The sequence below is a fragment of the Streptomyces sp. NPDC056738 genome, assembly GCF_042790435.1.
Lineage (GTDB): Bacteria > Actinomycetota > Actinomycetes > Streptomycetales > Streptomycetaceae > Streptomyces.
Map to the genome: position 1 here is coordinate 71,815 of NZ_JBHTZF010000028.1, position 11,438 is coordinate 83,252.

Here is an 11,438-nt window from a genome sequence, read left to right on the forward strand (position 1 = left end):
CGGAGGCCATCGACACCCGCCCTGCTTTCCAGAGTGACCTCGTCCGTGCGGTACGTGAGCCTGAGAGATTCCGGGGAGGAGTTGCTCCTTCGGCGCCTCCGACGAAATTCCGGAGGACTCTCCCGCACGGGATCAGCAGCCGCTTGCCAGCCTACCAGCGAGGACAAGACGACAGCCTTCGAGTGGCCGCCTTCACAAAAGTGCCCTTTTGTAGTACTTACGGATGAGTTTGCGACCACTGGAGGGACCGTGCAGACCGACATCGATCCGCGCAACCTGATCGGCCGCAAGGCGTTCGACAGCAACGGCACCAAGATCGGCACGATCGACGAGGTCTACCTCGACGACGCGACCGGCGTCCCGGAGTGGGCGGCCATACGTACGGGGCTGTTCAGCAGGGACGCCTTCGTGCCCCTGGAGCCCAGCGAGATCGTCGAGGGGACCTTGCGCATCCCCTTCGACCGGGCCCTGATCAAGGACGCCCCCGACTTCGGCGTCGGGCGCCACCTCTCCCCCGAGCAGGAGCTCCAGCTCTACCACCACTACGGCCTCGACGTGGCGTCCCCGCCCCCGCCGGACCGCGACTTCGGCCACCTGGCGGGCTCGGAAGACCCCTGATCCCGGGATCCCGCCCGCACCTACAGCCCGGCCCTGAGGCTCCGCACCCCAGCTTCCGGGCCGGCGGCCGTCCCAGACCTCCGCGCCCCGACCTCAGGGTCCGACGACGGGGGCCTCGGCGTTCCGCCTTCCGGGACGGGCAGGTCGGAGCTCCGGGGTCCGGGACGGCCGGGTCGACGCTTCGAGCTCCGGCTTCTCAGACGGACAGGTCGGCGATCCGGGTTCCGGGTTCCCGGAGGGACAGGTCGACGCTCCGAGTCCCGGGTTCCGGGACGGGCAGGTCGGCGCTCCAAGCTCCGGCTTCCCGGACGGACGGCTCGGCGCTCCGGGGTCCGGCTTCCTGGACGGACGTCCCGTGGTGGCGCGCCCCTGCCTGGGCCGCCGGCGCGGGGCCCTGGGCCTCCGGACCCTGCTCCGCCCCCTGCGGCCCCGATGCCCCGGGGCCGGACGGCGCCCCGTCGGCCGCCTCGGGTCTTCGCTCCACCAGCGGCAGCGGGTCGGCCGGTTCGAGCAGCGGATCGTCCGTCCGGAAGGTCCGCACCCGGCCTGGCCCGGAGTACGGCGTCTCGAACCGCACGGTGACCCGCCCGAGCCCGCTCCCCTGCACCCAGCCGTGCCCGTACTCGGCATGCCGCACGTCGTGCCCGGAGGGCCATCTCCGCTCGGCCGGCGGCGCCGGCTCGGCCACGGCGGCCGCCTGGGCCGGTTCGTCCGCGGCATGGTCCTCGGCCACCGGCTCCCCCACGGCCGCGGCCTGCGCCTGCGCGAACAGGTCCTCCTGCGTGTAGTCGGCGAGCCCGGAGACACCGACCCCCAGCAGCCGGACGCCACCCGTCGTGTCCACGCCCTCCAGCAGCCGGGCGGCGGCCTCCCGGACGACCCCGGGGTCGTCCGTGGGCCCCCGCAGCGTCTCGGACCGCGTCAGCGTCGAGAAGTCGTACCGGCGGACCTTCAGCACGATGGTCCGCCCCGACAGCCCGGCCCCGCGCAGCCGCCGCACGCACCGGTCCGCGAGCCGCTGCACCTCGAGCTCCACCCGGACCCGGTCGTGGATGTCCACGTCGTACGTGTCCTCGACCGACACCGACTTGGTCTCCCGCTCGGCCACCACGGGCCGCTCGTCGTGGGCCAGCGCCATCGCGAACAGCGCGTGCCCGTGAGCCTTTCCCAGAAGGCGTACGAGCTCGTCCTCGCCCGCCTCGGCGAGCTCCTCGACGCTGTTGATGCCGGCCCGGCGCAGGTGGTCGCCCGTGGCGGGCCCCACGCCCGGCAGCGTCCGCACCGGCATCGGGCCCAGCAGCGCCCGCTCGGTGCCCGGCTCGATCAGGACGAGACCGTCGGGCTTGGCCTGCTCCGAGGCGATCTTCGCCAGCATCTTGGAGGCCGCCAGACCCACCGATCCCGTGAGCCCCGTGACGGCCCGGATGTCCGCGCGCAGTTTGACGCCCGCCAGCCGCGCCGACGCCTCGTCCCACGCCGCCCCGCCCGCCTCCAGGTCCACGAACGCCTCGTCCAGGCTCAGCGGCTCAACCAGAGGCGACAGGGCCCGCAGCAGCGCCATCACCTGCTCGCTGATCTCTCGGTACAACCCGAAGCGCGGCACGAGGTAGGCGGCGTTCGGTGCGCGCCTGCGGGCCTGGGCCATGGGCATCGCGGAGTTCACCCCGAAGACGCGTGCCTCGTACGACGCGGTGGCGACGACTCCGCGGGGTCCGAGCCCGCCCACGACGACGGCCTTCCCGCGCAGGCTCGGCTTGGACGCCTGCTCCGCCGAGGCGAAGAAGGCATCCATGTCGAGATGCAGGATCGTGGGCGCGGTTCTCACATCTCCGATGCTGCCCTACGCCACTGACAATGCCCCGGCTCACCGGGGCATCGCGTCATCGCACGCGGCTCACACCGCACGGTTGCGCCTGCGCGCCAGTTCGTCCGCGGGATGGTGCGAGAGGAGTGTCTCGCCGGTGTCCACACGCTCTCCGTGCAACTGGGACAGAGCCCCCTCGACGTCCCGCCACACCACGCCCACGGCGATGCCGAAGACGCCCTGGCCGCCCTGAAGCAGCGCGTGGACCTCGTCCGGGGAGGTGCACTCGTAGACCGTCGCGCCGTCGCTCATGAGCGTCATGCGCTCCAGGTCCTGGAAACCGCGCTCCCTGAGGTGCTGGACCGTGGTGCGGATGTTCTGGAGCGACACCCCGGTGTCGAGGAACCGCTTGACGATCTTGAGGACCACCACGTCCCGGAAGCTGTAGAGGCGCTGCGTCCCCGACCCGTAGGCGGGACGCACGCTGGGCTCGACCAGTCCGGTCCGCGCCCAGTAGTCGAGCTGTCGGTAGGTGATGCCCGCGGCGGCGCACGCCGTGGGTCCTCGGTAACCGACCTCCTCGGGAACCGTCCCTCCCTCGTCGGGCACTGCTGCCGGCCGGACCGGAACCTGTTCGGCCGCGCTGCCGTGATGGGGGCGCCCCCTGCTCGAGCCGAGCCGAGAGCTTGGGGGAGGGTACGGGCCGCTCTCTCCCGGACCGTGTCCGGGAGCACCCCCAGCCGTACCGTCGCCGCTGCTTCTCACGCCGACCTCCGTCCTTGACCTGCCTTCTCGACGGTAGGCAGTCACCAGGGGCGCGTCAACGATCGCCACACTCGGCACGCCGAGTGATAATCACCCTAAGAGTGGTTTCCCGTGCCCTACCGCGGGGAAAGGCTAGCCGAATGCTCTCGGCGCGGGCCGCGGCACACCACACTCGCCCCGGGCAATTGCCGCCCGCGAGAGCCGCCCGGCCGGCTCACTGGCTGTTGGTACCGAAGTCCTCGGGCGAGATCTGGTCGAGGAACTCGCGGAACTTCTCCACCTCGTCCTCCTGCTCGTCCGGGATCGCGATCCCCGCGTCGTCGAGCACCCCGTCGCTGCCGTAGATGGGCGTTCCGGTGCGCAGCGCCAGCGCTATGGCGTCGGACGGTCTGGCACTCACCTCGACCCCGCTGGCGAAGACGAGCTCGGCGTAGAAGACGCCCTCACGCAGGTCGGTGATGCGTACTTCGGTGAGTTCCTGGCCGACGGCCTCCAGCACGTCCTTGAACAGGTCGTGGGTCAGCGGTCGGGCGGGGGCCATGCCCTGCTGAGCGAAGGCGATCGCCGTCGCCTCCCCCGGTCCGATCCAGATGGGGAGGTAGCGGTCGCCTCCCACTTCACGCAGAAGCACGATCGGTTGGTTGGAGGGCATTTCGACCCGGACACCTACGACATCGAGCTCGTTCACACAGCAACCCTAGGCCGTGCCCGGGACGTTTGGGTAGTCGGGCACAGAACGGGTGGACGATCCACAGCCTGCGCCGGGGGCGCGGATCAGCGCAGACGCACGCCCAGCGCGGTCTGCACGAGCGCCGCGTGCAGCTTCACCGTGAGCCCCGCGAGTTCCTTCGTACGGGCTTCCGCGTGCGCCCGGGTCTGCGGATTGCGGTGACGCCGCAGCGGGGCGACCACCTGGTCCACCAGTCCCGCGTCACGCTCGGCCGCGGCCTTCATCGCCCTCAGATGGCGCGGCTCGATCCCGAAGCGTCCCAGCTCGACGACGAGCGCGGCGACGGTCACCGCCTCCGCGTCGTAGACACCGTCGGGCAGCGGGCCGATCAGTCCGTACGACTCCCACTCCTGGAGCTGCTGCTCACCGATCTCGGCGGCGGCCAGCAGCTCCTCACGGCCCACCCGGGCCACCGTGGGGCCCTCGGGCTCGCCGTAGAGCTCCCCGTGGGGTTCCTGCTCCCCCGCCTCTCGCTGGCGGCCCACGGAGGGCAAACGCACCTGCTCACCGCGAGCCATCGCGTCCAGATGCTCGCGGATCACCTTCAGCGGAAGGTAGTGGTCACGCTGCATGCGCAGCACGTGGCCGAGGCGCTCGACGTCGTCCGGGCTGAACTTGCGATACCCCGACGGGGTCCGCTGCGGCTCGACGAGCCCCTCCGACTCCAGGAATCTGATCTTGGAGATGGTGACTTCGGGGAACTCGTCGCGCAGCAGACTCAGCACCGCTCCGATGCTCATCAGCCCACTGTCCGCGGCGGCGGTACCGCTGCCGGCACCGCCGCTCGGTGTTTGAAGCATGGACATTCCCTCGGTGGCCCCCCGGACGGAGTTGGGGGAGGGTCAGATGCCCCGCTGGCTCGCGTAGAACACCAGCCGGTACTTGCCGATCTGCACCTCGTCACCGTTCGACAGAGGCACCTGGTCGATCCGCTCCCGGTTGACGTACGTGCCGTTCAGGCTGCCGACGTCGGCGACCGTGAACGAACCGTCCGCGACACGACGGAACTCCACATGCCGGCGCGACACCGTCACGTCGTCGAGGAAGATGTCGCTCTGCGGATGACGCCCCGCCGTGGTCAGCTCACCGTCCAGCAGGAAGCGGCTGCCCGAGTTGGGGCCACGGCGCACCACCAGGAGCGCCGAACCGACCGGCAGCGCGTCCACGGCCGCCTGCGCCTCCGGGGAGAGCATCGGCGACGGCGTCTGGCCCGTCACCTCGGCGTCGTAGGCCTCGATACCGGAGATGGAGATCGTGGACGTCGTCTCCGACGGACGCTCGGGTCCGCCCCGAAGCGGCGCACCGCAGTTGGAACAGAACCGGCTGTTCTCCGCGTTGCGGTTCCCGCACCTCGTACACACCTGGGCCGACATGGACGGATCCTCCTGCCGCGGCTGCCCACCAGGGGCATGGGACGCATACGGGTCGGAGGCATACCCTCCGCCCGCGCTCGAGGCTGACGGTTCTCCGAAACCTATGCGGCCGGGCTGGCCAGGGTCAACAGACGACGCGCCCTGACCACCGGGGCCGCCGACCTGGTCCCGGAACAGCGGACGGTCGCCGCTCTGCGCCTCCGCGTCCCCTTGGCGCGGTGCGCGATGACGGGCAGCCGCGTTGTCGCCGCTGTCCTCTCGCGAGCTCTTGCCGAACAACTTCGCAAACAACTTCACGGGCGATTCCCCTTGACCGAAACAGACCCGCCCGTGGGGCAGGACGAACCCTGATTGAACACACCGGTCGACCCGGACATCCTCACAACGTCCGTATCCACCAGACAGTTTCCACCACGCACCACCCATTCGGTGCGCCGACCCCCCGCAACCTCCTGCCCTCGCCCGACGACCGGCATCCGACCGCCGTTCACCGGGAGGACGACCGAGCGTAGTCAGGCCGCTCCGCCGGTCGCAAGGCATCTACGACGATCTTCGTCGAGCGGTCCACCGTGACGGTGGCCTGCTCCTTCTCCAGTGTCTGCACCACGCCTCCCGGGATGTTCAGCGCCGGCTCGAGGTCCTGCGGCTTGCCGATGACCTTGAAACGATAGGGCTGGGTGATCTTGTTCCCGTCGACCTTCACTCCGCTCCCGGAGTCGGAGAGATAGGTACCGGCGACCACGCGCACGCCGTTCACCTGGATCGCCTCCGCACCGGCGGCGCGCAGCTCCTGGATGGCGTCGAGCAGCATGTCCGCCTTGACCGTCCCCTTCGGGTCGTCGATGGTCAACGTGATGCCGGGCCCCTGAGCGGCCACGGTGCCCGCCAGGATGCCGAGTTGCTTCTCCTTCTCGACCGTCTGCTTGCGGGCCTCCTCGGCCTGGTCCGAGCTGTTCTCCAGCTCGGTGCGCTGATCCTCGAGACCCTGCTTCTCGTCCTCAAGACGCTGAGTCCGGCTGTCGAGTTCATCGAGAATGCGCACGAGATCTTCCTGGCGCGCGCCGCGCAGCGCGCTGTCGCCGTCGCTGTTGGACGCCACCTGGACGGCCAGCCCGAATCCCAGGCCGAACAGCAGCACCGCGACGATGAGTTGGGCACGCGACACCCGCGGCGGCCACAGCCCCTTGACCAGCCTCTGACGGCCGGACAGCGTCGGCGTGCCACTGTCCTCGGCCACCTGCGGCCCGGTCTCCTCGGCGGCCGCCGGGACCTCCTCCGGCAGCTCCCGGCGCAGCGGGTTGTCGGGGCTCTCGGCTTCGTTCTCGTCGCTCATCGGCCTCACGCCCGGAACACGTGCCGGCGGATGGCCGCGGCATTGGAGAAGATCCGGATGCCGAGGACGACCACGACACCCGTGGAGAGCTGCGCACCCACGCCCAGCTTGTCCCCCAGGAAGACGATCAGCGCGGCGACGACCACGTTCGACAGGAACGAGACCACGAAGACCTTGTCGTCGAAGATGCCGTCGAGCATCGCGCGCAGACCGCCGAACACGGCGTCGAGCGCCGCCACGACGGCGATCGGAAGGTAAGGCTCGACGACCGCCGGAACCTCGGGCCGGACCAACAGTCCAGCCACGACTCCCACGACGAGGCCCAGTACGGCGATCACGGTGTGCCCTTCTCTGTTCTCGGCTCTGCTGTACGTACGATCACACTCGGTGCGGCGGACAAGCGGACGTCCGCCTCGACGGAGATGCCCGTCCTGATGCCGTAGTTCTCCTGCAGCGCATGCAGATACAGCCCGTCGGCGCTGTTCTGGAACCTGGTGCTGAGCCTTTGGCCGTCCCCCACCGCGAGCACCGTGTACGGCGGCACCAGCGGCTTGTTGTCGACCAGTATCGCGTCACCCGCGGCCCTGATGGCCGACAGAGCGGTCAGCCGCTGGCCGTTGACGGAGATGGCCTCCGCGCCCGACTCCCACAGACCGTTGACCACGCGCTGCATGTCGCGGTCCCGCACCCGTCCGGTGTCGGAGAATCCCGACGTCTCCCGCGGATTGGTGCCGTCACCGCCCGTACTGGCTTCCTTGGCGTCGTTGACGACGAGTTTCACGCCCGGTCCGTGCACATCGGTGGCACCGGACAGGATGCTCACCAGGTCGGCCTGCTCTCCGCCGTCCTTCTTCAGCGCCGCGCGCTGGCGGGCGCTGACGTCGGCGCGCAGGGTGTCGACGCCGTTCTCCAGCTTGTCCGCGGCCGCCGTCTCACGCTCGATGCGGTCGATGAGCTCCTGGCGCTCCTTGGCCACGACAGGGGCCGCGAGCCGTGCGTTGGCCGCTCCCACGGTGACCACGAGCGCGGCGAGCACCAGACCCGCGGCGAGCCCCACTTTGGCCCGGAGGGTCTTCGGCAGACCACCGGCGCCGTCGGCCTGTCTGCGGGCCGCCGCCTCGGCGTAGCCCTCGTCGAGGCTGTGGTCCATGACGTTGGTGAGCAGCGACATGGAGGCGTCCGGGCGCGAGGGGCGCGGAGCGCTGCTCCGAACGGGGGGCTGCTGCGGCATGCCGCACATCGTCGCACGTCGCGGGTACTACCTCCGAATGGCCCCACCAACGTGCCGGACAGGCCCCCTTGGGGGCACTTGTCCGACACGTACGGGTGAAGAGTGTTTCAGCGGCCGGCGCTGTCCACAACAGCCGCCCATTCGTCGAGCAGAGCCTCCGCGGAGGCGTCGTCCGGACCTTCCGCCCACAGGTGGGTGACGGCCTCGGCGGGGTCGGGCAGCACCATCACCCAGCGTCCGTCCGTCTCCACGACCCGGACGCCGTCCGTGGTGTCCACGAAGCGGTCTCCCGCCTCCTCCACGACCCGGCGCATGACCAGACCCTTGACGGCCCACGGAGTCGCGAGATCCCGCTTGAGGACGTGCGCCCGCGGAATCCGGGCGTCGATCTGGCTGAGCGTGAGCTGCGTCCGCGCCACCAGACCGATGAGCCGTACGAAGGCCGCCGCGCCGTCGAAGACGCCGCTGAACTCGGGGATGATGAAGCCGCCGCGCGCGTCGCCGCCGAAGATCGTCGACTCCTCGCGGCCGACCCGGGTCAGGTCGTCGGGCGACGTGGTCGTCCACTCGACCTGCGTGCCGTGGTACGCGGCCACCTGTTCGGCGATCCGCGTGGTCGTGACCGGCAGCGCCACCCGCCCGCTGCGCCGCTCCGCGGCCACCAGGTCCAGCATCACGAGCAGGGCCCGGTCGTCCTCGACGATCCGTCCCTTCTCGTCGACGAGGGAGAGCCGCTCGCCCACCGGGTCGAAGCGCACTCCGAACGCGGCCCGCGCGGACGCGACGATCTCGCCCAGCCGCACCAGGCCTGCCCGCCGTGTCTCGGCCGTCTCGGTCGGCCTGGACTCGTCGAGACCGGGATTGATGGTCAGGGAGTCCACGCCGAGCTTGCCGAGCAGGCTGGGCAGCACCAGTCCGGCACTGCCGTTGGAGGCGTCGACGACCACCTTCAGACCGGAATCCGCGATCCCGGTGGTGTCGACGTTCCGGAGCAGCGATCCCGTGTACGAGTCGAAGACGCTGCCGGGGAAGTGCAGATCGCCGATCTCGCCGGGGAAGGCGCGCCGGTACTCCTGCCGCGCGAACACCCGGTCCAGCTTCCGCTGCCCACCCTGCGACAGGTCGGCGCCCTGCCCGTCGAAGAACATGATGTCGACGGAGTCCGGCACTCCCGGGGTCGTCCGGATCATGATGCCGCCGGCGCTGCCCCGGGCCGTCTGCTGCCGCGCCACGGGCAGCGGTACGTTCTCCAGGTCGCGTACGTCGATGGCGCTGGTCTGCAACGCGGAGATCACCGCTCGCTTCAGTGCGCGGGCACCTCGGGAGTGGTCGCGCGCCGTGGTGACGGTGGAGCCCTTCTTGAGGGTCGTCGCGTAGGCCCCTGCCAGACGCACCACCAGTTCCGGGGTGATCTCGACGTTCAGGATCCCGGAGACACCGCGGGCGCCGAAGAGGTGGGCCTGGCCGCGCGACTCCCAGATCACCGAGGTGTTGACGAAGGCGCCGGCCTCGATGGTCTTGAACGGGTAGACACGGACGTTGCCCTGAATGATCGATTCTTCACCGACGAGGCATTCGTCGCCGATCACGGCGCCGTCCTCGATGCGGGCGGCCCGCATGATGTCGGTGTTCTTTCCGACCACACAGCCGCGCAGGTTGCTGTGCTGCCCGATGTACACGTTGTCGTGCACGACGGCCCGGTGCAGGAACGCGCCATTCTTGACGACGACGTTGGAGCCCACGACGGTGTGCTCGCGGATCTCGGAGTTCGCCTCGACCTTGGCGTAGTCACCGATGTAGAGCGGCCCACGCAGCACGGCGTCGGGATGCACCTCGGCGCCCTCCGCCACCCAGACGCCCGGGGAGATCTCGAACCCGTCGAGTTCGACGTCGACCTTGCCCTCCAGGACGTCGGCCTGGGCCTTCACATAGCTCTCGTGCGTGCCGACGTCCTCCCAGTAGCCCTCGGCGATGTAGCCGTAGATGGGCTTGCCTTCCTTCATGAGCTGCGGGAAGACGTCGCCGGACCAGTCGACGGAGACATCGGCCTCGACGTAGTCGAAGACTTCGGGCTCCATGACGTAGATGCCCGTGTTCACGGTGTCCGAGAAGACCTGGCCCCAGGTCGGCTTCTCCAGGAAGCGTTCGACCTTGCCTTCCTCGTCCACGATGGTGATGCCGAATTCCAGCGGATTGGGCACGCGCGTCAGACAGACGGTGACGAGCGCGCCCTTCTCCTTGTGGAAGTTGATGAGTTCGGTGAGGTCGAAGTCGGTGAGGGCATCACCGGAGATGACGAGGAAGGCGTCGTCCTTCAACGCCTCCTCGGCGTTCTTGACGCTCCCGGCGGTACCGAGTGGCTTCTCCTCGTTGGCATAGGTGAGCTCCATACCGAGCTCTTCACCGTCACCGAAGTAGTTCTTGACCATTGAGGCCAGGAACTGGACGGTGACCACGGTTTCGTTGAGCCCATGCCTTTTCAGCAGCCTGAGCACATGCTCCATGATCGGGCGGTTCACCACCGGCAGGAGCGGCTTGGGCATGCTCGAGGTCATCGGACGAAGGCGTGTGCCTTCGCCTCCGGCCATCACGACGGCCTTCATGTCGGAAGCGTCCTCCTTGAAGAGACGACGGTACAGCCGACTTCACCCGTCCTGATTGTCCCGCAGATTTCGGGCGGGGGCCATCGGGGCACCACTGCGCCCAATCGGGCCGAGCTCAATCGGTCATGGCGTCCGCCCGGATCAACCGGCGGACCTGCACCACGTAGAGGACTCCTGCCCACCAATAGAGGGTTGTACCCCACCCGGCGAACGCCCATCCGAAAATGGCGCCGAGTGTCGCGATCCAACCGCTCGCGTCACTGAGCAGCAGCAACGGGAAGGCGTACATCAGGTTGAAGGTGGCTGCCTTCCCGAGGAAGTTCACCTGCGGCGGCGGATAGCCGTGGCGCCGGAGGATCCACACCATCACCAGCAGAACCAGCTCGCGCGCGAGAAGTGCGGCCGTGAGCCAGATCGGGAGAATCTCGCGCCAGGTGAGTCCGACGAGCGTGGACAGAATGTAGAGCCGGTCGGCCGCGGGATCCAGCAGCCGGCCGAGGCTGCTGATCTGGTTCCAGCGCCGGGCGAGCTTGCCGTCCAGATAGTCGCTGATACCGCTCAGCATGAGGACGAGCAGCGCCCAGCCGTCGCTGTTGGGGCCGCCGAACTCCGGCCTGAGGATCAACCACAGGAAGAGGGGCACGCCGGCGAGACGCGCCATGCTGAGGATGTTCGGGATGGTGAGGACCCGGTTCGTCTGAACGCGGGTCTCCTGGACCTCCACCCGGGGGCCTCCTGTGGGAAACGAGCCAACGATGCTCCCTGACCTTACCCGCAGCCCGGACGGCTCGGCGCAGAGGGGGCTGGCAGAGGCGAAACGTCTTCCGGAAATTGTGCCGGAAAACAAAAAAGCTCCGGCTCTCGGGATGAATCCCGAGAGCCGGAGCTCTAAATTTAGTTCGGCGGCGTCCTACTCTCCCACAGGGTCCCCCCTGCAGTACCATCGGCGCTGTGAGGCTTAGCTTCCGGGTTCGGAATGTA

Annotated in this window: 11 protein-coding genes, 1 rRNA gene and 1 riboswitch; of the genes, 1 reads left to right on the forward strand and 11 read right to left on the reverse strand. The window is 69.2% G+C overall.

The window, feature by feature from the left end:
• Window positions 1-38: 38 nt before the first annotated feature.
• Window positions 39-135: riboswitch (glycine riboswitch) on the reverse strand.
• Between the two features lie 114 nt (window positions 136-249).
• On the forward strand, window positions 250-618 hold the full coding sequence (locus tag ACFRIC_RS40960) for a PRC-barrel domain-containing protein (RefSeq protein WP_382797045.1): 369 nt from the start codon (window positions 250-252) through the stop codon (window positions 616-618).
• Window positions 619-814: 196 nt separating this feature from the next.
• Here ACFRIC_RS40960 and ACFRIC_RS40965 read toward each other — a convergent pair whose 3' ends face one another.
• From ACFRIC_RS40965 to rrf, 11 genes are all read right to left on the reverse strand, one after another.
• On the reverse strand, window positions 815-2,443 hold the full coding sequence (locus ACFRIC_RS40965; protein ID WP_382797047.1) for a DNA polymerase IV: 1,629 nt from the start codon (window positions 2,441-2,443) through the stop codon (window positions 815-817).
• A 69-nt stretch (window positions 2,444-2,512) separates the two neighbouring features.
• Window positions 2,513-3,187 carry a MerR family transcriptional regulator gene (locus ACFRIC_RS40970; protein ID WP_382797049.1) on the reverse strand — a complete coding sequence of 225 codons (675 nt, stop codon included), beginning with the start codon at window positions 3,185-3,187 and terminating at the stop codon, window positions 2,513-2,515.
• Between the two features lie 214 nt (window positions 3,188-3,401).
• Complete coding sequence (locus tag ACFRIC_RS40975) at window positions 3,402-3,875, reverse strand: bifunctional nuclease family protein (protein ID WP_006123076.1); 474 nt, start codon at window positions 3,873-3,875, stop codon at window positions 3,402-3,404.
• An 86-nt stretch (window positions 3,876-3,961) separates the two neighbouring features.
• Window positions 3,962-4,717, reverse strand: a complete 756-nt coding sequence (locus ACFRIC_RS40980; RefSeq protein WP_382797050.1) for a MerR family transcriptional regulator — start codon at window positions 4,715-4,717, stop codon at window positions 3,962-3,964.
• A gap of 42 nt (window positions 4,718-4,759) precedes the next feature.
• Window positions 4,760-5,716, reverse strand: coding sequence for an FHA domain-containing protein (locus ACFRIC_RS40985; protein ID WP_382797051.1), 957 nt, complete (start codon window positions 5,714-5,716; stop codon window positions 4,760-4,762).
• A gap of 61 nt (window positions 5,717-5,777) precedes the next feature.
• Complete coding sequence (locus ACFRIC_RS40990) at window positions 5,778-6,623, reverse strand: DUF881 domain-containing protein (RefSeq protein ID WP_382797053.1); 846 nt, start codon at window positions 6,621-6,623, stop codon at window positions 5,778-5,780.
• Between the two features lie 5 nt (window positions 6,624-6,628).
• Window positions 6,629-6,961, reverse strand: coding sequence for a small basic family protein (locus ACFRIC_RS40995; RefSeq protein ID WP_003988855.1), 333 nt, complete (start codon window positions 6,959-6,961; stop codon window positions 6,629-6,631).
• On the reverse strand, window positions 6,958-7,854 hold the full coding sequence (locus tag ACFRIC_RS41000; protein WP_382797055.1) for a DUF881 domain-containing protein: 897 nt from the start codon (window positions 7,852-7,854) through the stop codon (window positions 6,958-6,960). Before ACFRIC_RS41000 ends, ACFRIC_RS40995 begins: the two co-directional genes overlap by 4 nt.
• A gap of 107 nt (window positions 7,855-7,961) precedes the next feature.
• Complete coding sequence (locus ACFRIC_RS41005; protein ID WP_382797057.1) at window positions 7,962-10,457, reverse strand: sugar phosphate nucleotidyltransferase; 2,496 nt, start codon at window positions 10,455-10,457, stop codon at window positions 7,962-7,964.
• Window positions 10,458-10,572: 115 nt separating this feature from the next.
• A complete protein-coding gene (locus ACFRIC_RS41010; protein ID WP_382797059.1) occupies window positions 10,573-11,181 on the reverse strand; it encodes a CDP-alcohol phosphatidyltransferase family protein in 609 nt (202 codons plus the stop codon).
• A 173-nt stretch (window positions 11,182-11,354) separates the two neighbouring features.
• Window positions 11,355-11,438, reverse strand: a 5S ribosomal RNA gene (gene rrf, locus ACFRIC_RS41015); the annotation flags it as partial.